The organism is Sediminibacillus terrae (genome assembly GCF_009602435.1).
Lineage (GTDB): Bacteria > Bacillota > Bacilli > Bacillales > Amphibacillaceae > Sediminibacillus > Sediminibacillus terrae.
The window spans coordinates 238,807-259,498 of record NZ_VZDQ01000027.1 but is presented as its reverse complement, the minus strand read 5'-3'; the positions used below and the strand labels follow the sequence as shown (position 1 = coordinate 259,498).

Genomic DNA, 20,692 nt, shown 5'->3' with positions numbered 1-20,692 from the left:
ATTAAGATCCACCCCGTACTGTAGAATCAATATTTATAATATCGGTTAAACCGGTTATTTCAAACAAACGCATTACTCGGTCCTGCAACTGAACAAGTTTCAGTTCGCTGTTGTTTTCTTTTGTCGACTTCAACGCGCTGACAAAAACGCCGAGTCCTGTACTGTCCATGTAATTGACATTTTCCAGGTTCACTTCCACTACTTTGCCCGATTCTTTCGTCAACGGCAGCAACTGTTCCTTCAATTGAGGGGCAGTAAAAGCATCAATCTCTCCAGCAAGTGCCACAACTGCCGTTGAGTCTTTATCTGAGACATTAATATCTAAGTTCATGGTTATCCTCCTACTTCCGTAATATTCACTCAATATAGGATATTACCCTGACCAGGTCCCCATCAAACTTCCTTGCGCAAAATAATCAAGGTAAAATCATCCCGCAAATGAAAATCCTGGAGTCGTTCGAAGTGCTTATATACTTGCTCTACCAATTTCTGGGCAGGCAGGTGCATATAAGACTTGATCACATCAAGGACTTCCTCCGGTTCAATAAAACGGTCACCCTGCCGGCACTCCGTCACCCCGTCGGTCAGCATGATGATCATGTCCCCTGCATTTACTTTCCGTTCGTACTGACGATACTCCGTATCCCGGGTCACCCCAAGCACAACTCCCCTGGCTTCTATTTCCTCGAATTTATCTTCCGCCGCGTTATAATAAAAGCCGGGTTCATGGCCTGCAGAAGAATAGTAAAACTTTTCATTGCTTGGATCGTACAGACCATAAAACATGGTGATGAACATGCTCGGGTCCACGTTGCGCTCGACCACCCTGTTCAGGCTTTCCAGTATGTTGCTTGGATCCATCCGGTTCTCCGGAATACTATCCATGGAATACTTGATCATCGACATGGCCAGTGCAGCCGGTATCCCTTTTCCGATAACATCGGCTATCGCGATACCTAATTTGTTATCATCATTTTGAACAAAATGGTGATAATCTCCGTTCATTTGGTTGGCGGGAATACTGATGGCTCCGATATCCAGCCCTTCCACTTCCGGCTTTACCGTTGTAAGAAGTGTTTGCTGCATACTGGCCGCGACGGATATTTCCGATTTCAAAGCCAGCTGCTGTTCCCGTAGCGATTGGAATTCCTGGTAAGCCAGTCCATAGGAAATCATGGCCTCCAGCAGGAAGTTCATCGATGACTTGATCCCTTCGGGCAATTCCGGATACAGTTCCTGCAAAGCCTGGATATGAACGTTGATGATTTCTTCAGGGGAAATGTTTTGCTGCATCGACAGCTTACTGAATTGTTCCGCTTGGTAGAGAGCGGTCTCGTCTTGTGTTCGGATATACTGTTTTAGTAAGTCTCGATAATTGCTTAAATCCATGTTCAACGTACTCATCGCTTACCCCCCTCAACGAACCCATTTCACTGCTTTTATCTCTGTCCCCTTTTCTTGCTCGGATATAATATCAAATTCATCCATCAGCCTTTTCACACCCGGCAATCCTGCGCCAAGACCTCCTGAAGTAGAATAGCCGTCTTCCATCACTTTGCTGATCTCTGCTATTCCCGGTCCATCATCCACTGCTAAAATGACCAATCCTTTACGGTCTATTTCTTCAATGGTTTCGAAGCAGATTTTTCCTGTCCCAGCGTATAAATAGATATTTCTCGCGAGTTCAGATATAGCAGTGGCAATCCGTGCCTGATCCACTGTACCAAACCCGATTTTCCTGGCAAAGTCCCGTCCGATTTGGCGGGCGCCAACTATATCCCACTCTTTGTTAATATTAACGCAGGATTGGAAATCCATGTTCACTCCTCCAATTCCTGACGCAATTTGATCAAGCCTTGCTCTAAATCTAAGGCTGTTGGAACATCTTGCAGATGGATGCCCAAGTCAATCAGCGTCATAGCTACTGCTGGCTGAATCCCAGTCAATACGACTTTTGCCCCCATAAGATCCGACATCGTCACTACGTCACCAAGCACCTTAGCAATAAAGGAGTCGATAATATCGACAGATGTTAAATCAATTACTACGCCGGTCGCTCCGCTTTGATGTATTTTACTCAAAAGGTCTTCCTGAAACTGGATGGCACTCTGGTCATCCAGATCAATTTGGATAGAAATCAATAAATAATTATGAAGCTTTAAAATTGGTATTCTCATGACCCCGTTCACTCCCTATCCAGAGAATCTACTAATTGTTCGATATCATTCTCGTGACTGTCTGCTGTACCGACGATTTTTCTATTGGTCAACTCCAAGGCCGATTGGAACCCTTTCCTCAACGAGCTCTTTGTCGGGAACTTGCTCAAATCGATTCCCAAATTGACAATTGTTTGAGCAATTTCCGGCCGGATCCCGACAAGGATACATGTAGAACCGATCAGACGAACCGCTTCTGCAGCCTGGATGATATGATGGGCTACCATCGTATCCACAACCGGAACACCGGTAATATCAATCAACACGACTTCGGCATTGTGTTTGATGACGCCGTCCAGCAGATTCTCCATGATCAGCTTTGCCCTTTCCGTGTCGATCGTGCCGATCAACGGCATGACGGTAATATTTTCCATAACCGGAATCAATGGTGCCGATAGCTCCTGCAGGGCTACCCGTTGCAGGGAGACAATATGTTCCCAGCTGCCGGAATACTCATTGACCAGTTTATTGATAATTGGATCGACCCAGTTATCCACTGCCTGCAAAACTTCAGAGAAATAATCCGATCCCACCTGCGTTTGCTCGCTCAAGATATAGTTAATTGTCACCCTGCGGAAGGATTGCAGCCCATCGGTCAAATAACTCAGCGGCCAGCCCAGATTGACAAGCCTTTCCGAAAAGTCTTCTAAAGCCGTGGTGATACCCTGCTTTTCGACACTTGCAAAAATGACATTGACAAATTCCCTGTTGGTGCTTTCGAACAATTCCTCGGATATTGTCGATGTATAATCGCTTTGTCGGCCTTTCGATATCTCATCCAGCCACATTTGCACAATCGTATCACTGTTTTCTATTACAAGATCTTTCAGCTTTCTATCCATTCAACTACCCCCTGCCAAGTCTCCCTAAAATAGATATACTTATTGTCACATGTTTATGGCTGACGCGCAAATTTTTTGATATGGTTCGACTTCGATTCTCCTTGGGCGGCCGCGGGCATACGGCGGTTCGCTCAGCCGCTCCAGCCATTATTTACCTTTCCACTGCATGGACTACATCTGTCAGTGATTCTGTAAGGAATGGCAAGCCCCCGGCTATGCGCAGACTCCATTTTTGCTTTAAACAGTAAAAAAACATCCATGCGCCGGCCTCCCGGGACATGGATGTTTGGGTGTTCAGTTTATGCGTCAACAACTTTTAAAAATCTGTTAAACCCAGGCTTATTTCCAAGGCCTTATTGATGTTTTCCATCATGGGTTTGTCTAAATGGGTGATTTTATCCGTTAGACGCTGTTTGTCTATTGTTCGAATTTGCTCGAGCAAAATGACGGAGTCGCGCTCAAATCCATACTTCTTTGCATCGATTTCAACATGTGTCGGCAGTTTTGCCTTTTGTATCTGCGCGGTAATGGCTGCAACGATAACCGTAGGGCTAAAACGGTTGCCGATATCGTTTTGCAAAACCAATACTGGACGAACGCCCCCCTGCTCGGAACCCACTACAGGGGAAAGATCGGCGAAATAAACTTCGCCTCTTTTTACAATCAACCCCTTACACCCCGCTCACTAAACGTTCTAGGGTGTTTTCGGCCTCCTCTTCAGCTTGAAAAGCCTCTGAAGCAATGTTGAGATTGATTTTGGCCATTTCCATATAGCCTCTTTGCATAGATTCACGAATATGACGTTTTTTCTTTTCACGCAAATACGATTTTGTTGCCTGACAAATAAAGTCGCTCAGATCACTGTTCTCGGTTTCCATTAACCCATCCACCTCGCTAAGCAGGTTTTTTGGCAGTCTCACAATTATCTCTTGTAAGCTCTCTGACACAACCATACACCTCCACCATATCTACAAGCCCAGTCTTTTTTAATCCAACCTAATCATATCATTGTATAAACTGCATTGCAAAGGCATTCCGGAACTTTTTATCAAAAAAAATCCTCTCCTTGCCAATTGCTGGAGGAAACATGTATGGAGCCTATTCCTGAACAATCAATCCTGCAAGTGTTTGAACGCATTCAAGTCAGCAGCGGATTGCTGATTTTGGTTATCTCTCCCTGTTCAAGATAAACCCGCGGGACCCTGGGACTGATTGTGCACGGAATCTCATAATTGATTGTTTCCAGATAATCGGCCACCTCGTCCATGGTCACTTCTTCTGCTCCCTGCCTTCCGATAATAGTCACTTTTGTTCCCACCGGACAAGGTCCGTCCAGGCGGATCATGAACTGGTCCATACAGATTCGTCCGACAATCGGAACCCTTTTTCCCTCCACAAGTACTTCCTTTCCCTGCAATTTGCGGAGGATTCCGTCTGCATAACCGAGCGGAACCGTACCGATCCACTCGTCCTTTTCGGTTGTATAAGTGGCTCCATAGCTGATCGATTCTCCTGCTGGCAATTTTTTCACCTGTGTCAATCGGCTATGAAGGGAAAAGGCGGGGTTTAGTTCAACAGGCTTTTCCCGTTTCACTTGGGAGGATGGATACAAACCATACATGCTGATTCCATACCTGATAAAGTGAGCCATTCGTTCCGGGAACCTCATACTAGCGGCACTATTGCCGGTGTGCAGGTGTACAGGCTTGTCCCATTTTGTTTCAAAAGCAGCAAGCAATTCTTGAAAGCGAGTTTGCTGACGTTCAAAATAGTCGGTATCAGCTTCATCTGCCGTAGCAAAATGAGTGAAAATCCCTTCCAGTTCCATCCTGTCGTCCGTCAACTCCTTCAGGATGGCGTCGAGCTCCTCCACTGACCTGATGCCGATCCGTCCCATTCCGGTATCCCATTTCAAATGCAGCTTCAGTGTACCGGAAAAATCCGACTGCTTGACCTGCCTTACCCATTCCACTTGGTAAAACGTAACGGCGATGTCATGCTTGACAGCCACCGGAACATCTTCCGGCCGGATCCTTCCCATTACCAGGATTGGCGCAGTTATTCCATTACTTCTAAGCTTAACCGCTTCATCCAATAATGATACAGCCAATCTGTCTGCACCGGAGCGCAAAGCAGTTTCAGCGACCTCTATATCGCCATGACCGTACGCATTCGCCTTCACAACGGCGAAAATTTTTGTTTTTGACGAGAGGCGTTGACGTATTTGTTGGATATTGAATGCTATATTGTCCAGGTCGACTTCCACCCAGGAGTCCCGGTAAAAATTTTGCAAGATGACCTCTCCTATCCTTTTTCTTCTATCGTATCAGAAACAGTTCGGCACCGTATAGCGATAACAGTGGGTTGCCACGAAAATATGCTGCCCAAAAGCTTCTTTCCCATAATTATTGCCATCCGATTAGCTCAGGGATACTTCGACAGCATGAAATCGCCGCACATACTCAACAACCATTCAGAAAAAGCGGCGTTTGTTTCCATAATTCATGAAAAGCAATCCCCTGAAGATGGCGTCTCCACCAACTTCCGCAAAAAAATAAAGCAGACCCGGTAATGGAGCCTGCTAGCGAATTTTATTTTATTTCCTGTCCTGTAACGGAGCTTGCGACTTCGATCATTTCCTGTTTGGTAAGGTCCTCACTGGCTAGATAATACGTATTGCCATTGGCCTGCCATTGCAGAGAGGCCTCGCTCAAAGCTCCCATGGTGAAACCTAAGTTGACGATTTCTCCATTGACCTGCTCCGGAACCATCGCGCTGGCAGGATAAGCATCCGCTCTTTCCTGAACAAGTGTGAAGTTCTTCTCCCCGGCAAAGGATAGAATCACCCGCTTGCCGTTGTCCGTTTCAACCTCTTTCTTTTCCACCAATTCAGAACCGGCGCGTTCCAATGGATAAAAGACTTCCAACTCTCCGTTGTCACTTTCTTCAGCAGATACCGGAATACCCAATGTTCCGCTGGTCATATTTTTTTCGATTTCAAATGCATCTCCGGCAAATTCCGGATCGAGTTCGAATGATGAGAACTGAACTTCCACTACCGGGTTTTTATCCTTATCCAACACTTTCACCATTACCGGCGTGTATGCTTTTTTATCAAAATAGATTTCCTGGTATGGAAGATTGTTGTTATTTTGATAATTCGTCTTTGTCTCAAACACATAATAATTTTCCGTGGTTTTGAAAGATGCCTCCGAATCCTCTAATACATCTTTTACCAGCGACTGGTACAGATAAGGCTGGCTGCTGTTGTTCGGCCATTCGCTTTTGAATTTGAAGCTTTTGTTCAGAGCAGGGGTCAGGACAAACACTCCATCTTCATTTTTGAGAATGATTTGACTGCCCTTTTCATCTTTCTCGTTTTTCAACAACACCCGGTAAAAATCTTTCTTTTTGTGGGAAATTTCAATGTCGAACGCCTGGCTCTCTTCACCTGTCTGCAGACTCATGGTTGCTTCCGCCTTGTAGCCGTTCATTTTCTCTAAATTCCCCGATAACTTATCCGCCACATCTTCTTTCGACTTTTCCCCACAGGCAGCCAAGACCAGGATCACTGATAACAGCATGACCCCTAATCCGAGTTTTTTTCTCATGGTCACAACTCCTTTGTCTCATTTCAAAGGACAAAGGGAACGCATAAGTGTCCGAGTCAAGAAAGTGTACGAAACACAGAGGCGAGTCCATCGATGACATCACTGGCTGTTAAATCATGCACGGAATGGCTGCCGGCGACTTGCTGATCCGCGGACATGCCATGGATGTAACACCCGATGGACAATGCCTGCTGGATGCTTTGCTGCTGCATGACTTGAGCCAGCAATATGCCAGACAACGCATCACCGCTCCCTCCCTTGGCAAGTCCGGCATTACCTGAAGTATTGACCCATTGATTCCCCTCCGGATCAGTAACAATGGTAAATGAACCCTTCAGTACTAGATAAACACCGTACTCGATGGCAAATTGCCGGGAAATCGCAAAGGGCCGCTGAATGATTTCCTTGATTCCATATCCCGTCAGCATTGCCATTTCACCAGGATGCGGCGTAAGAATCGATGGATGGCGACGCTGTTTCAAAATGTCCATATCCTGTTTCAAGTGGTGCAGACCATCAGCATCTACCAGCACCGGGATTTTTGCCTCGGAAACTAACTTCCTAGTAAATGCAGCAGTTGTATGCTCCCGGCCCATCCCCATTCCGATCGCCAATGCATCATAACCGGAAACATCGACATCCTGAAGGGCGATCCGCCCTCGATCATCTGCATTCAAGGAAAGATAGGTCGCTTCAGCACAATGGGCAGCAATAGACGGAATAACTGGAGGGACTGTCCCTGTCGTTACAAGACCTGCTCCACCCCGCAATGCTGCCTTAGTTGTCAGCGTTATCGAACCGGGCATATCCTGGGAACCGCCGATCAACAACGCTTTACCATGACTGCCTTTATGCGAAAAGCGGCCTCGCTCCCCCAGATGGGACTGTGTTTCTTCCATGCCCCACACGTATCTGCCCGAATCAGCACAAGCCCGGGATGGTATCCCAATATCCACTACCTCCCAGCTTCCATAGTAGGAAGCGGTCTGCTGGGAGAACAAGCTTTGTTTGGGTTCAGCTACAATCACTGTGTGATCGGCTTTTATACCAGTGATCCCATCGTGCCCTTCGTCAGCAGGCACACCGCTTGGAATATCGACCGATATTACCGGCAGGTCAGCTTGGTTGATTCTTTCAACCGCCTCATCATATGGAGGTCGCAGCTTTCCTGTTGCCCCGATTCCAAGCATTGCATCGATGACCGCATCACTTTCCTGCAAAGCCACAGCCAGACTGGCGCCGCTTTCCCGCCGCTCGATTTTTCCGCCGATGGTCTGATAGAGGCGTTTGTGATAAGCCGCATCACCGGTGATTTTCCCGTCTGGGGCAAGCTGGAATACTCGAACAGTATATCCTCTATCCAGCAGAGTCCTGGCAATCACGAACCCGTCTCCGCCGTTGCTGCCACTTCCACACACCACCAGCACACGCATGGTTTTGGTCATCCGTTCTTCGGCTTTATCAGCAACCGCCCTGCCGGCGTTTTCCATCAGCAGTTTCCCTTCGATTCCTATCGTTTCCATTGCATAACGATCAGCTTCGTACATTTCTTTTGCGGTGACAATATGCACAATGTTCCCTCCTACCCGCACTAAAATATTATGAGACAACCTATGCGAATATGCAGACTAGCCTGACAACCTGTAGAAAAAGTCCACATTTGCTTGCTTTTCATCCAATGTTGAAGAAATATCCTTTGACGTGCCTATGCTTCGATGACCACTTGTGCCACCGCATACTCCCGACTGTGGGAAATCGACAAGAACAAATTCCGATCATGCTCATCCCTGACGTTCAGCTGCGGCGCTCCCTTTTCATCGGACATGACCTCGATTTCCTGAAAGCTAAGCTTTCCAAGCCCGGTTCCAAGCGCCTTCGCGTAAGCTTCTTTTGCAGCGAATCTTCCCGCTAAATATTCGACCTGTCTCCCCGGAGCTTCTAGTTTCCGTAATACATCCAGCTCATTTTCTGTTAATACCCGTTCCGCCAGCCGTGGGTTTCTTAAAAAACTGTTCCGGATTCTGTCCAACTCGATTATATCGATTCCAATCCCGACAATCATCCAATCCCAACCTTTTCATTCATCTACCATCAGTATAACTGCTGACAGGGCGTTTCTCTAGGAGAAAGCGTGCCCCGGCATCTTTTTGCCTGACTAAAGGGGAGCATTTGCCAAATGATTACCTTAACAGGAGCAGCCATTTACCACTTCTGGGGTCAAGGATTGATCCGGCAGCGACGTTCATCGTCCGCAAAGGACAAAGGAGACGGAGAAAAGGAGAAAATAAAAATTCGAGTTTGTCAGGCAGGAGAAATCCGTGATGTTTGTGAATAACTATAATAGTAAAGTATTATACATATGTAGAATCATAACCAATCAAAGGGGCAGACAAATGTTCATCAGAAATGAAAGCTTTCGAGATTTTATCCGTTTTTATCCGGTAGTCACAGCACTCGTTGCCATACAACTTGTCGTCTGGCTTCTCGTTATCTTGGGGCCGGGGAGACCGCTGTTCCAGATGGGCGCCGGGGTCAATCTGTTTATCGAAAACGGCGAATATTGGCGGCTGATCACGCCGATATTCCTTCACGATCCAAACGGTGTCATGCACGTACTGTTCAATTCCTTTTCACTTGTGCTTTTCGGTCCTGCTCTGGAGCAGATGACCGGAAAACTGCGGTTTTTATTGATTTACCTATTGACCGGATTCGCCGGCAATCTATTTACCTTTATTGTCGATCCATCTGCTTACTATGTCCATGTCGGAGCTTCGGGAGCAATCTATGGATTGTTCGGAATGTACATGTATATGGTATTTTTCCGCAAGCATTTAATCGACCGGGCCAATGCCCAAATTGTAACCACCATTTTGATTATCGGACTGATTATGACCTTCCTGCGTCCAGGAATCAACATACTCGGTCACCTGTTCGGTTTCATCGGAGGACTGGCGCTGGCACCGATTTTCTTAAACAATGTCAAGCCGTTCGCCATGTGGCGGAATAAGCGTTCCCGCACCCAGGATGGCGACATACACTTTGATCCGAACCGCTGGAACAAACGAAGGATTCCATGGAAAAAGTATCTTGTTCCTGCTTTGTGGGTTTTTATCGGATTATTGGTTGTTTTAGGTGTGTTGGGAAGGTTTTTTTAGCGGAAGTTAAAAAGTAGAAAGAGAACGGTCCGTTGCTTCGGGGTTTTGATCTCCTTGTCCCTTTTCATTCTGTTCTTTGCCGGGAGGGGCGAATAAAAGTGGCTGGGGCAGAAGCACGATGGCCAAACCAAAAACCGAACGATATTCGAAATGTTAAATAGTCGAATTCGTTCGGTTTTTTGATTTTTCATAACCGCGACTTCTTTTTATGCCGTAGTGTGAGGTTTCTCTCAGTGCTCCGGTAATATACTGAGCCTTACGCTGAACCATGCCCACTGGTAGCGGAGTACCTTGCCGAAGTAGAATGATTCCATCTGTTATTTCTTTTCTACTCCCTAGTCGGAATGAAAGGAATACCAATCCCGAATGGCTTCTGCATCCCCATTTTCCATATCCTTTACGAGGAAGCTCTTCCCTACACCACTGTGTGAGGCAATCGAAAAATAAACCGTCTGCAATGATTTTCTCCTTTGAAACCAGTGATTGGAGGTGGACAGGGACTGTATCCGTTTCCTGTCCACCACGATTATTTCCCTGCTCAACATCCGCGAGCGGAATGACAGCTGCTTTTCGTTGATGCTAAAACCGGCATCTTTGAATCGGAGGTAGCCCAATACGGCAGCTGCGGCTATAATTATCAGAGCCATCCAGCTAAAAAGCGGAAAAAAGTACAATAAGGGAGCTGCAATTGCCACAACCGGAAGCGTACTGCGCAGAATAAATCTGCGGGCTGAACGTACCGGAAGCTGCTCCCATTCCTCTTCAATCTGGAATCCCGGCAGATACTCCTGGACAAATGACTGTATCTCTGTTCTTTTTAATAACGGGAACAGTGCAATCGAAAAATCGTCGTTTTTATCCAGTGCACCTCCGGCGACCTCTACATAAACCGCCGCATAACCGAGCGGCTGCCGGAAAATATTTTCTTGGATGCGAATCCCTTGAATTCGATTCAGTGGAACGGTCACCTGCTTTTTCTCCAGCAAACCACGCGTGATGAACAATTCATTTTCATACTTGCGGATAGTGAAATAGCTGTAGCGCAGTAACGTGCCAGCTATCGCCATCAACCATATCCCCACACAAACGAGCAAAACCAAAACGAGAAGGATTACAATGCTTAAGTGAACAGCCCAGTTATAGACATTCGTGAAAAATCCATCCGGGATGATTTGGTTCACTTGTGAACCGAATACAGCAAATAAAGATAAGAAAACACCTATCCCTCCGGATGTCGTCGCTGCAAGCAGCAGACGCTTCCATCCGATTGTCCGTTGTGTAACCGCCTTTGGTTTCACAGGCTCTGTCGGATCCTCGACTTTGCCAGCCGGCTCTGCTTTTTCCCCTTTCAACGCTTCCCTCAACAGTTCTCCTTGTCTCCTGGATACTGCTTTCAATCCAGCTTCCGCTGAATTATCGCTTCCCGCCGTTTGTACTTCCACTTTTACGAGCCCGAAGAGACGGTGGATGACACCAGCCGTGAGATCGATCGACTGGATCCGGTTTTTGGAGATGTACCGCTTTTTCCGGATAAAAATGCCGGATTCGATCCGGAGCTCGTCTCCTTCGATTCGATAAGTGAATCGGTACCAGGATAGGAAGCTGGCAGCAACCATTATGAGCAGCAGCCCCAAAATGACCAGTACCCAGACCCAGGGTGCTGCATCGATGTTGCGGATCAGGGCAAACGAACCAATCACGGCCGGGACAAGAACATCTTTGATCATGGCGATGAAGTTAAATATCGTGGCAGCAGGGTGCATCCGTTTTGCTTCAGACATCATCTTCATCCACCCTTGCCAGCCGGGAGATTTTATCCCTTAAAGCAGAGGCCTCTTCTTCGAGCAGCGCGGGGATTTCATGGGTAGTGGCTGCGGTCGATATGGTCACAGTCGCCAATTTGAACCGCTTCAGCAGCGGCCCTTGTTTGGTATCGACATGCTGGACCCGGATCATCGGGACAAGTGTCCGTTTTATGATCAGAATCCCATGCTGGATATCGATTTCCTGCTCAAATACTTGATACCTCCATCTGCGCCATTTTATGGCAGGTATCAGATACACTGTAATATATGTATCGACAGCCATTACTGCCCAAGCGACGAGGACAACCCAAATCGGAATAGAAAACTTCCCCGCAAAAAAAGTAAGCACGATTAAAACGATCCATAAAATGACAGTAGGGATAAGAGCCGTGATTCTCCAAACCTTCACTGCTTCTTTCGCAATAAAATTCTCAGGTGGTTGTCGCACTGTTTTTTCACCAGCCTTCCCGGCCCCCAACTCGCCAAGGGAGCCGTATTGCTTTCTATTAGCATCGTACCATACAATGCCTTCTAGTAAATACGGTACAAAGAGAGTTTGGGTTTCATTTTCACAGTTATCCCTGTGCATGGAGAAAGTATTCAACATGCCTTACTTAAGCTAATAATCCGATGAAAGGACAGTTATTTTCTGCTTGCTTAAGAAGCTTTACATGCGGTCCATTCCGGGATAAAAATACTTCAGACACTTTCTTTAAGAATGGTACAGGTACCCACTCCGGCAAGGTACTTCGCTTTCCGCGGGCACGGCTTCAGCTAATTTGGTAAAGAACAACACTTTACCAAGTGGATCTTCAGCTCGTGCTGTTCCCGCTGGAGTCTATGTACCTTGCCTCCGTTGAACAAGTGCGCTTCGAAGCTTTATATCAATAAAACATGGAAATATCCTTTGTTCTTAACTGACTTTTCTATTTTATACACAGAGAGTCTTTCCAAGAGAGTCTTTCCATTTTGTAAAAGATGTTTAGTTACCACTATTCATCTAATAAAATTGCACAATCCTTTTGAACAGAACACTCTATCATAGCGAAGGCAAGATACGGAGACTCCTACGGGAACAGCACGAGCTGAAAATCCCGCAAGTAAGCGTCTTTTGCTTACTGAGGAAGTTGAAGCCGTGCCCGTGGAAAGCGTAGTATCTTGCCGTAGCGTAGGGGATGCACACATCAAACAACAGAATGAAAGAAATAATCAACCGGGTATGTTTACCTTATCTTAAATAAATAGAAAAACCGAACGGATTCGAATGCTTAGGGCTTCGAATCTTCGTTCGGTTTTTGCTTTGGTCACTATGCTTTTGTCCCAGCCATTTCTATTTTATTTATAGTTGTTCTGGCCGCGATTGTTGTTTGAATTACGCTTATTTTGGAACTTGCGGTTGCGGGAAGGCTTGCCGGATGGCTTGCCTTTGCGCGAATAGTTCCGTTTATCGTTACCACGATACTTTTTCTTGTTTTTATCTTTATGAGCCTGCTTTACGCTGACAGGCGCAATCGAAGTCAGTTTGACCGGCGCATTGCGACGTTCTTTGGTCAACAGTTTCAAGGCAGCTGACACGATTGTCACGGAATCATACTGACTCAACAATTCATTGGCTGTTTCCCGGTAAGACTGCAAGTCCTGTTTTTCAATCGTTGTCTGCATCTTGTCGACCGTCACTTGCTGCTGGCCGCGCAGCGCTTCGTCCGTGGACGGAGCTTGTAGCCGTTTGATTTTACCCTTGGTTACTTTTTCGATCAAATGCAAATGCGGCATCTCTCTAGGTGTGATGAAAGAAACTGCTTCACCGCCTTTACCAGCTCTTCCGGTACGTCCGATCCGGTGCACGTAGCTTTCCGGGTCCTGTGGTACGTCGAAGTTGTACACATGGGTGACACCCGAAATATCCAATCCTCTTGCCGCTACGTCTGTGGCCACAAGAATTTCAATGCGTCCGTTTTTGAATTTGTTGAGGACGGACATCCGTTTGCCCTGGGTCAGGTCACCATGGATGCCTTCTGCTCGGAAACCGCGTGCCTGCAAGCCTTCTGTCACTTCATCGACACGTTTTTTCGTTCTGCCAAAAATGATGGCCAGATCGGGAACATGGATGTCCAACAGATTGGTCAATGTATCAAACTTCTGTTTTTCATGGACTTCCACAAAGAACTGATCGATATTCTCGACCGTCATTTCTTTTGCCTTTACCCGGACTTCTTCCGGCTTTTTCATCAGGGTTGTGGCGATATCCCGGATTTCTTTTGGCATCGTAGCCGAAAACAGCAAGGTCTGGCGCTGTTCCGGAATTGCCTTCAAAATATCGCGGATATCATCGATAAAGCCCATGTTCAGCATTTCGTCGGCTTCGTCCAATACGGCCGTATGCACGTTGCTGATATTGATGGTCTTTCTTCGGATATGATCCAGCAGACGTCCTGGTGTTGCCACCACAATATGGGGGCCATCCTTCAACGCTCGGATTTGACGTTCCATATGCTGTCCACCATAGACAGGCAATGTCCTTACTCCTTTGAAGCGTCCCAGCCTGTTGATTTCTTCGCCGACTTGGATAGCAAGCTCCCTCGTCGGTGCTACGACAAGTCCCTGAATCCGCTTCAGGTCTTGGTCGATTTTCTCAATCATCGGGATTCCGAAAGCAGCTGTTTTCCCAGTACCTGTCTGAGCCTGCCCAATGACGTCGTTCCCTTGCTTGGCCAGCGGAATGGTCTCTGCCTGAATCGGGGTTGCCTCTTCAAACCCCATCTTTTCCAAGGCCTTCATAATTGGGTTGGATATGTCTAATGATTTAAAAGTTGTCACTATTTTTTTCTACTCCTTTTAACAAAATTCTCATATGCACGTATTCAGCACGATTTGAGAACTTGTCCTTCAAGCCGATCCTCTTGGCTTCTAAACCGCTCTTAGAAACAATTACATCTATTTAAACAATTCGTTTGTGTCGAATCGACTTCTGTTTTCAAGTTCCACATTCCTGCCGTGTGATGAAAAAACCAGGCGATTCATCCCTGTTGCGTCCAGTTTTTTGTTCTTTCTTGAAAATACGCTCTGCTGCAAATGAAAAAGCCTTCCTTCACCTTCTCGAAAGAGGCTTCTTTGGCAAGCATTCAATGGATTAATAAATCTTATCACACTCTATGCCCTAATTCTACCTGTATTAAAAATGATTTTCAAATAAATGAGTGTTAGAATGAAAAAAACATTGATGATAAGGAGAAACTACATGAACAAACCATCGGTACATCCTTCGATTGCGATCAGTATCGGGGTCATCGCTGTTTCGACGGCAGCCGTGCTTGTCAAGCTCGCTGAAACAGCACCCGCTTCCATCATTGCAAATTACCGGCTGCTGCTGGCTGTCTTAATCATGTCTCCTTATGTACTCATCAAGCATCGCAGTGACTTGGCGGCCATTTCCAGAAAAGATTGGCTGCTGGCAGCACTTGCCGGGGTATTCCTCGCCTTTCACTTTATTTTTTGGTTCGAGTCGTTAAATTATACATCCGTCGCCAGCTCTGTCGTTTTGGTAACGTTACAGCCTATTTTTGCATTTCTCGGTACTTTCCTGTTTTTTCAGGAACGTTTTTGATAAGTATGGCCATCGCCGTGACAGGCAGCATCATCATCAGCTGGGGAGATTTTCAAATAAGCGGGATGGCTTTGTTCGGCGATTTGCTCGCCTTGGTTGGTGCCGTCATGGTGACTGGATACTTACTGGTGGGACAGCATACCCGCAAAAGACTTGCCTTGATGCCTTACACCTTTGTCGTGTACGGAATAAGCGCCATCACCTTGATCATCTATAATTTGATTTTACAACACCCATTTACTGGATACCCCGCCAACGATTGGCTTGTCTTTATAGCCTTGGCCATCATCCCGACTTTTTTTGGCCATACCCTGTTTAATTGGGCTATCAAATGGGTAAGTACAGCAGTGATTTCGATGAGCATTATTTTCGAACCCGTCGGTGCTTCGGTGTTAGCCTATCTCATCCTGGACGAGCAAATTACCTGGTCGCAGTGGCTCGGAGGAACGATTATCCTCTTCGGTTTGTTTCTGTTTATCGTCAGTACCTCCGGCAGGAAACCCAGACTTACGTTGTCCCGAACGAGTAAACGGGGATAAACATCGTCCTTATGGCTCGAGCCGATTGAACATTAGGCATATCTATACAGAATGCACACATTTAGCGTTAGAGATACACGAAGACACTTTGAAAATACAGTTGATACTCTTATAGGATGAGATGCTGCCGAAAACATTCCTTGGGGCTGCAGTTACCTGTCCAACCGAAAACATCTGTGCAGCGGGGAGTGATGGCCACGCAAAAAACCTCCAATGATTTACCACTCATACGGCTTAATAAGCCATCCATGAAAAGCACATTGTATTTCTACAACGGAGATATAGCAGTGATTCGATAGGGATAATACCAATTTCCTGATATGGAAATGTGGCTAACGTAATAGGTATTATACGACCTATATCGCATGCTATAATAAAAACAACTAAATCTGACTAACGTATTTAAAGGAGATGCCATGAGAATTCAATTAATGACAGACGGAAGTGCAGACCTATCTAAGCAAATGGAAGAGGAATTGCAAGTGAAGGTGGTTCCGCTTTACCTGAATTTTGGAGAAAAGCAGTATCGGACTGGAGTTGACCTCGACATACCTGCCTTCAATCAAATGATGAGGACAGCAGAGGAGCTTCCCCGTTCCGCCGCGCCGAACCCAAATGATTTTTACCATGCTTACAAAGAAGTCGATCCAGAAACACCGATTGTTATGCTTTCTTTGACGAAAGGCGTAAGTAGCACGTACGAGAATGCCGAAGCGGGGAAAGAAATGCTTCTTCAAGAAGAGCCTGAAAGAAAAATTGAAGTAATCAATACAAAAACTGCATCGTCCGGCCTTATTTTGTTGCTGCATGAAGCAGCCAAGAAGATGGATGAAGGTTATTCCTACGAACAGCTCGTGCAACATTTGCATATCAAAGTGGAACAGACTACTACCCTGTTCGTTCTGAAAACAATCGAAAACCTCATCAAAGGAGGAAGATTGGATCGAGTGAAAGGAACGATCGCCAAAACCCTCAACATTAAATTGTTGATGAAGGCAAGCGAGGAAGAAGGCGTCATCGAAGTAAGTGAAAAAGTCCGCGGTGATAAAAAATCGGTCCGCCGGTTTATTGAACAAATCGGAGAGTACACCCGCAACTTCGAAGACAAACTGATTGCCATGACCCATTGCAATGCAGAAGAACGGGCGAAGAAAGTATTGGAGGATATTAAGCAAAAGTATCCATTCAAAGATACCATTTTAACCGAAATGGGACCGCTCATCTCAACTTATGCCGGAGAAGGCGGCCTGGTCATCGCCTTTTTCAAAGATTGACGCTTTGATCAAACGTTTGATCAACTAACTGGCTTTCCTCTGACATCCCGTCTGATAAAATGGCGGCCAAAGCAAAAACCGAACGTTATTTCGACATGCCAAGAAGCATTCGAATTCGTTCGGTTTTTTGCTTTTTCATTTAAGGGCAAGCTGTTTTGATGTACTTCCCTTTATGCTATTGGTTGACCGTCTATATTACTGTGCGTCCCACGGAAACGGATTATATCTCCACAAAAAGCATTTCCCATGCCGGGTGGGATAGATGCCAGCCTTCTCTTGTCATACGTATCGCTCTCATCCGTTTTTGGTTGGGTCCCAGCCTCTAATGTATAAATCCAAATGGCTGCCAACTTTGTCAGTTATTTTTATAAGCCGGCTGCGGAGCAAACAGACTCAAAGTTCCTGCAGCGATCGGGAGCAGCAGCATGACCAGCAGGATTTCCTGATAACCGCCAAACAGGTCATAAAACAAGCCAAACGGCAACGGCCCGAATGCAGACGAAATAACCATGCAGGTTTGGGCAAGTCCTTTTATACTGCCCAGATGATCACGACCGAAGTAATTCGGCCAGACAATGTTGAGCGTAATCCGTTCAAACCCGTTGACCACTCCCCATATTACTCCAAAGGCTATCGCCATGGCGGCAGAATCGGTAAACAACAATACAAGCAAGGAAATGATATGGCCAAGAAACGTAACCGCCAGAATATAGTGGACGGAAATACGATCGACCAGGTACCCGACGACAAAGCTGACCGGAAATCCGAATATTGCCATCAATGATAGCACCAGCGCGGCTGTTTCTGGCGAAAGTCCTTTTCCGTCAGCAATAGAAACAATATGAAAGGTTATGCCGGTATTCACCAACGCAGGTACACTGACGGCAAACAAGATGAACCAGAAAGCCCTTGTTCTCATCGCTTCCTTTAATGTCCAGCTGACTTCGTTTTCATCAACATTCGGATTGACCGGTTGTGTTTGATTCATTCCTTGTTTCGCTCGAAACCGTTTGAACAGATAGGCAGAAGGACCAGCCACGATTAAAAGAACAATCCAGAAAATCAATGCTGTAAGCCAGTTATAGCTGCTGCCGATCCAAATGCTCACAACCAGAGCAAGGGCTGCAAGGATGACCCAGAACAACTTCGTCCTGGCGGCATCTTTCAGGTTCCATCTGTTTCCCGCTGTTCCTTGTTTCACCTGCCCATCTGGCTGTTCGCCAATGTCCTTCGGCTGGTTTCGCACGAAAAATATCGCTAATGGAACAAAAACAATTAGCAGCATGATACCCCAAAACGTCCATGTCCATCTCCAGCCGACCTCGTCGACCAGCCAGGTATTGATTGGAGGAAACAGTGCCGGGCCTGCAAAACCGCCGATGGTCATCAGGCTCAGCGCCCTTCCCCTTTTCGCACGGAACCATTGTGGAACAAGGGTATTGGGGAGAAGAGTCATCGAACCTTGTCCAAATAAGCGGAGCATGAAAATACCGAGAAACATCATAACTGCCCCTGTCAATAGAGCGTTCCAAAAACAGGCAATTGCCAGCATACTCGCCACTATTGCCATCATGATCCGCTGCCCGAAACGGTCGACCAATCTCCCGATCAGGAACAACGAAAACCCGGCAGCCAATGTGGCAGACGAATAAATTCCCGATACGAAAGAACGTGAATAATCGAAATCTGCAATATAGTAATCAATGAAAATCGAAATGGAATACGTTTGACCGGGTCCGGAAAAAAATACACTCAGCCCGGCGATAAACACAATGATCCACCCATAAAAGAAGGGTGGATGAATTGCTGCTTTGTTATTGGAGAACGACTTCACCTTCATCTAAAACCCCTTTTTCGCTAGTTAAAAACGAGTACACGTTTTGGATCAATTCTTCTTTTTCCTCTCCCAGACATATGTGATGTTTCGATTGATCATACAGGATGAGATCTGTTTCCGCTGTTATCTCCTTGTCCAGATAATGTAAGGTCTTATACGGAACCATGCTGTCCTGACGGCCTTGAGCAATCAGCACGGGGCATTCGATCTTCCGAAGATACGGCCGTGTGAACCGGACGCATTTTTGAAATTCCCGCATGGAGGTAAAGGGAACGGAACCGAATTTCTCTTTGTAGTTACTGTATAACGGATCCTGCTTAAGCTGTCCCTTGACCCCTTTCACCATGAACCGGCCGATTTCGATGCCCATTTGTTTGAAATTTAAGTATTTTCCTGCTGGTGACAGCAATGCCAATTTGTTCACCTTGTATTTGGCTGCCAAATAACTTGCGATCATCCCGCCCATTGAAAATCCGATGACATAGACACTGTCACATTTATTGACTAATTTTTTCATTTCATCCTCTGCAGCCGATACCCATTGCTCGAAAGGAACACCTTTCAATGCCAGCGTATTTCCATGGCCTGGAAGACAGGGCACTACCACCTGCCAGTCGGTCTTTTCCTTTAACCGCTCCGCCAATGGTTCCACTTCATAGGGACCGCCTGTATATCCATGGATACATAAACAGCCGATCATGTTGAATCTCCTTTGCTATATCAATTTTATGCGAACTGCCGCCTGTAAATCAAAATATTTCATCAGGGACTACTTATTTATACCCGTCTTCCTGTCTGCTAATCCAGCAAGAAACCAAGACACGGCCAAGGATGGGCAGCACCCTCTTTCGCTGCGGGACGTCTTCCTGCTTCGGATCCATCTCTTTGCGTCCAGGATAAAAAAACCCTTGCCGGAACGATGGCAAAGGGTTTCACTTTATTCCTTTTATGAAAGAACCGAACCCCTTGAACAGCGGCGCCACCTGTTGGAACGTGGTTGCCATCTGTCCAACCGTATTCAACATTTTGTCGAGGTCCATCTGCCCGTTTTTGTCTTGAAAATAATGAATGAACCCGCCTCCTGGCACCTGACCGTACGGCCCTCCGGATGCAGAAGTGTTCTGCTGCGGCCAAGGGGAAGGATGGGGCGGTTTCATAAATTGATTGTAAGGCGGACCGGATGGTGGAATCACGGCATGTTGGGTTTGGCCCATAAACGGGGGCGGTTGGTTTGGTTGACCAGGCTGCTGATAGCTTTCAATTGGCTGCTGGTAACCATAGCCTGGATATGGCGCTCTCCACTGATTCATATAAACACCCCTTCTTGCCTTTTACAATACCCTATGCGTCGATGATGAAAAAGGTTAAGCAATGAAGCAAGCCATTCATGCCGTTTTAAAATGGTTTTTCCCCAGTCCCCCAAGTTTGTGAGAATCCGCATAAAAAACAGCAGGCACATGTTGTTCCTACTGTTTTTTAAAAAGATATTTTTCCCGGGATATGCTGCGGCCGGACTTCACCATCAAAGCATTCCGCAGTTTTTGCTTCTGAAATCCCAAAATTTTATAGTCATCTATAAATACGGCCGGTGTTCCATAAATGTCATGACTCTGCATCTCCTGGATATAAGCTTTGTGCCTGGAAATGTTTTTCTCTGTATATTCGATTTCCCAGCGGTCAAGCTGTGCTGTCAGCTCCTGACATTGCGTACAATTGTCACTGACATAAACGACGACATTCTGCTTTGTCATGGATGTACCTCCTGGGCTATTATTTCTAGTCACTTGGCCTATTACCGTTACCTACTAA

Annotated in this window: 21 protein-coding genes and 1 pseudogene; 4 read left to right on the top strand and 18 right to left on the bottom strand. The window is 46.3% G+C overall.

The window, feature by feature from the left end; translation table 11 throughout:
* Window position 1 precedes the first annotated feature (1 nt).
* The 11 genes from F6X55_RS18250 to acpS form a co-directional block, all read right to left on the bottom strand.
* A complete protein-coding gene (locus tag F6X55_RS18250) occupies window positions 2-331 on the bottom strand; it encodes an STAS domain-containing protein (RefSeq protein WP_026770887.1) in 330 nt (109 codons plus the stop codon).
* A gap of 62 nt (window positions 332-393) precedes the next feature.
* Complete coding sequence (locus F6X55_RS18245; RefSeq protein ID WP_026770888.1) at window positions 394-1,404, bottom strand: PP2C family protein-serine/threonine phosphatase; 1,011 nt, start codon at window positions 1,402-1,404, stop codon at window positions 394-396.
* 12 nt (window positions 1,405-1,416) lie between these two features.
* Complete coding sequence (locus tag F6X55_RS18240; RefSeq protein ID WP_026571351.1) at window positions 1,417-1,818, bottom strand: anti-sigma regulatory factor; 402 nt, start codon at window positions 1,816-1,818, stop codon at window positions 1,417-1,419.
* 2 nt (window positions 1,819-1,820) lie between these two features.
* Entirely contained in the window at window positions 1,821-2,177 is a 357-nt protein-coding gene (locus tag F6X55_RS18235) for an STAS domain-containing protein (RefSeq protein ID WP_026571352.1), read from the bottom strand.
* Window positions 2,178-2,185: 8 nt separating this feature from the next.
* On the bottom strand, window positions 2,186-3,058 hold the full coding sequence (locus tag F6X55_RS18230; RefSeq protein WP_026571353.1) for an RsbT co-antagonist protein RsbRA: 873 nt from the start codon (window positions 3,056-3,058) through the stop codon (window positions 2,186-2,188).
* Window positions 3,059-3,374: 316 nt separating this feature from the next.
* On the bottom strand, window positions 3,375-3,725 hold the full coding sequence (locus tag F6X55_RS18225; RefSeq protein ID WP_026571354.1) for a type II toxin-antitoxin system PemK/MazF family toxin: 351 nt from the start codon (window positions 3,723-3,725) through the stop codon (window positions 3,375-3,377).
* A 4-nt stretch (window positions 3,726-3,729) separates the two neighbouring features.
* The gene (locus tag F6X55_RS18220) at window positions 3,730-4,011 is read right to left on the bottom strand and encodes a CopG family ribbon-helix-helix protein (protein WP_026571355.1); all 282 of its coding nucleotides are present in this window, start codon (window positions 4,009-4,011) and stop codon (window positions 3,730-3,732) included.
* Window positions 4,012-4,196: 185 nt separating this feature from the next.
* A complete protein-coding gene (alr, locus tag F6X55_RS18215; protein ID WP_321172344.1) occupies window positions 4,197-5,351 on the bottom strand; it encodes an alanine racemase in 1,155 nt (384 codons plus the stop codon).
* A 298-nt stretch (window positions 5,352-5,649) separates the two neighbouring features.
* Window positions 5,650-6,669 carry a LolA family protein gene (locus F6X55_RS18210; RefSeq protein WP_026571358.1) on the bottom strand — a complete coding sequence of 340 codons (1,020 nt, stop codon included), beginning with the start codon at window positions 6,667-6,669 and terminating at the stop codon, window positions 5,650-5,652.
* Window positions 6,670-6,725: 56 nt separating this feature from the next.
* Window positions 6,726-8,240: an NAD(P)H-hydrate dehydratase gene (locus tag F6X55_RS18205; protein WP_153465201.1), complete on the bottom strand. Its 1,515-nt coding sequence runs from the start codon at window positions 8,238-8,240 to the stop codon at window positions 6,726-6,728.
* 134 nt (window positions 8,241-8,374) lie between these two features.
* Entirely contained in the window at window positions 8,375-8,731 is a 357-nt protein-coding gene (gene acpS / locus F6X55_RS18200; RefSeq protein WP_026571360.1) for a holo-ACP synthase, read from the bottom strand.
* Window positions 8,732-8,845: 114 nt separating this feature from the next.
* Here acpS and F6X55_RS18195 point away from each other — a divergent pair, with 114 nt between their 5' ends.
* Both F6X55_RS18195 and F6X55_RS18190 read left to right on the top strand, forming a co-directional pair.
* Window positions 8,846-9,004: a hypothetical protein gene (locus F6X55_RS18195; RefSeq protein ID WP_153465199.1), complete on the top strand. Its 159-nt coding sequence runs from the start codon at window positions 8,846-8,848 to the stop codon at window positions 9,002-9,004.
* A gap of 58 nt (window positions 9,005-9,062) precedes the next feature.
* Window positions 9,063-9,824: a rhomboid family intramembrane serine protease gene (locus tag F6X55_RS18190; RefSeq protein ID WP_026571361.1), complete on the top strand. Its 762-nt coding sequence runs from the start codon at window positions 9,063-9,065 to the stop codon at window positions 9,822-9,824.
* Between the two features lie 335 nt (window positions 9,825-10,159).
* Here F6X55_RS18190 and F6X55_RS18185 read toward each other — a convergent pair whose 3' ends face one another.
* The 3 genes from F6X55_RS18185 to cshA all read right to left on the bottom strand — a co-directional run bounded on the left by F6X55_RS18185 (window position 10,160) and on the right by cshA (window position 14,446).
* The gene (locus F6X55_RS18185) at window positions 10,160-11,608 is read right to left on the bottom strand and encodes a PH domain-containing protein (protein WP_161993116.1); all 1,449 of its coding nucleotides are present in this window, start codon (window positions 11,606-11,608) and stop codon (window positions 10,160-10,162) included.
* Window positions 11,598-12,077, bottom strand: coding sequence for a PH domain-containing protein (locus F6X55_RS18180; RefSeq protein WP_026571363.1), 480 nt, complete (start codon window positions 12,075-12,077; stop codon window positions 11,598-11,600). The genes F6X55_RS18185 and F6X55_RS18180 overlap by 11 nt, the downstream gene beginning before the upstream one ends.
* Window positions 12,078-12,964: 887 nt before the next feature.
* Window positions 12,965-14,446, bottom strand: a complete 1,482-nt coding sequence (gene cshA, locus F6X55_RS18175) for a degradosome RNA helicase CshA (protein ID WP_026571364.1) — start codon at window positions 14,444-14,446, stop codon at window positions 12,965-12,967.
* 421 nt (window positions 14,447-14,867) lie between these two features.
* Here cshA and F6X55_RS18170 point away from each other — a divergent pair.
* Both F6X55_RS18170 and F6X55_RS18165 read left to right on the top strand, forming a co-directional pair.
* Window positions 14,868-15,772 (top strand): annotated as a pseudogene (locus F6X55_RS18170) (DMT family transporter).
* A 416-nt stretch (window positions 15,773-16,188) separates the two neighbouring features.
* Window positions 16,189-17,046, top strand: coding sequence for a DegV family protein (locus tag F6X55_RS18165; protein WP_026571366.1), 858 nt, complete (start codon window positions 16,189-16,191; stop codon window positions 17,044-17,046).
* Window positions 17,047-17,401: 355 nt separating this feature from the next.
* Here F6X55_RS18165 and F6X55_RS18160 read toward each other — a convergent pair whose 3' ends face one another.
* The 4 genes from F6X55_RS18160 to F6X55_RS18145 all read right to left on the bottom strand — a co-directional run bounded on the left by F6X55_RS18160 (window position 17,402) and on the right by F6X55_RS18145 (window position 20,634).
* Window positions 17,402-18,886 (bottom strand): MFS transporter, encoded by a 1,485-nt coding sequence (locus F6X55_RS18160; protein ID WP_026571367.1) that lies wholly within the window; start codon window positions 18,884-18,886, stop codon window positions 17,402-17,404.
* Window positions 18,861-19,583 carry an alpha/beta hydrolase gene (locus F6X55_RS18155; RefSeq protein ID WP_026571368.1) on the bottom strand — a complete coding sequence of 241 codons (723 nt, stop codon included), beginning with the start codon at window positions 19,581-19,583 and terminating at the stop codon, window positions 18,861-18,863. Before F6X55_RS18155 ends, F6X55_RS18160 begins: the two co-directional genes overlap by 26 nt.
* Window positions 19,584-19,815: 232 nt before the next feature.
* Window positions 19,816-20,193: a YppG family protein gene (locus F6X55_RS18150; RefSeq protein ID WP_026571369.1), complete on the bottom strand. Its 378-nt coding sequence runs from the start codon at window positions 20,191-20,193 to the stop codon at window positions 19,816-19,818.
* A gap of 156 nt (window positions 20,194-20,349) precedes the next feature.
* Window positions 20,350-20,634, bottom strand: a complete 285-nt coding sequence (locus F6X55_RS18145) for a glutaredoxin family protein (RefSeq protein ID WP_026571370.1) — start codon at window positions 20,632-20,634, stop codon at window positions 20,350-20,352.
* Window positions 20,635-20,692: the final 58 nt, after the last annotated feature.

Excerpts from the sequence above, each read along its gene's own strand:
- F6X55_RS18250 (WP_026770887.1), bottom strand. The coding sequence starts at position 331 with ATGAACTTAGATATTAATGTCTCAGATAAAGACTCAACGGCAGTTGTG.
- F6X55_RS18245 (WP_026770888.1), bottom strand. The coding sequence starts at position 1,404 with ATGAGTACGTTGAACATGGATTTAAGCAATTATCGAGACTTACTAAAA.
- F6X55_RS18240 (WP_026571351.1), bottom strand. The coding sequence starts at position 1,818 with ATGGATTTCCAATCCTGCGTTAATATTAACAAAGAGTGGGATATAGTT.
- F6X55_RS18235 (WP_026571352.1), bottom strand. The coding sequence starts at position 2,177 with ATGAGAATACCAATTTTAAAGCTTCATAATTATTTATTGATTTCTATC.
- F6X55_RS18230 (WP_026571353.1), bottom strand. The coding sequence starts at position 3,058 with ATGGATAGAAAGCTGAAAGATCTTGTAATAGAAAACAGTGATACGATT.
- F6X55_RS18220 (WP_026571355.1), bottom strand. The coding sequence starts at position 4,011 with ATGGTTGTGTCAGAGAGCTTACAAGAGATAATTGTGAGACTGCCAAAA.
- F6X55_RS18210 (WP_026571358.1), bottom strand. The coding sequence starts at position 6,669 with ATGAGAAAAAAACTCGGATTAGGGGTCATGCTGTTATCAGTGATCCTG.
- acpS (WP_026571360.1), bottom strand. The coding sequence starts at position 8,731 with ATGATTGTCGGGATTGGAATCGATATAATCGAGTTGGACAGAATCCGG.
- F6X55_RS18195 (WP_153465199.1), top strand. The coding sequence starts at position 8,846 with ATGATTACCTTAACAGGAGCAGCCATTTACCACTTCTGGGGTCAAGGA.
- F6X55_RS18190 (WP_026571361.1), top strand. The coding sequence starts at position 9,063 with ATGTTCATCAGAAATGAAAGCTTTCGAGATTTTATCCGTTTTTATCCG.
- F6X55_RS18185 (WP_161993116.1), bottom strand. The coding sequence starts at position 11,608 with ATGATGTCTGAAGCAAAACGGATGCACCCTGCTGCCACGATATTTAAC.
- F6X55_RS18165 (WP_026571366.1), top strand. The coding sequence starts at position 16,189 with ATGAGAATTCAATTAATGACAGACGGAAGTGCAGACCTATCTAAGCAA.
- F6X55_RS18160 (WP_026571367.1), bottom strand. The coding sequence starts at position 18,886 with ATGAAGGTGAAGTCGTTCTCCAATAACAAAGCAGCAATTCATCCACCC.
- F6X55_RS18155 (WP_026571368.1), bottom strand. The coding sequence starts at position 19,583 with ATGATCGGCTGTTTATGTATCCATGGATATACAGGCGGTCCCTATGAA.
- F6X55_RS18150 (WP_026571369.1), bottom strand. The coding sequence starts at position 20,193 with ATGAATCAGTGGAGAGCGCCATATCCAGGCTATGGTTACCAGCAGCCA.
- F6X55_RS18145 (WP_026571370.1), bottom strand. The coding sequence starts at position 20,634 with ATGACAAAGCAGAATGTCGTCGTTTATGTCAGTGACAATTGTACGCAA.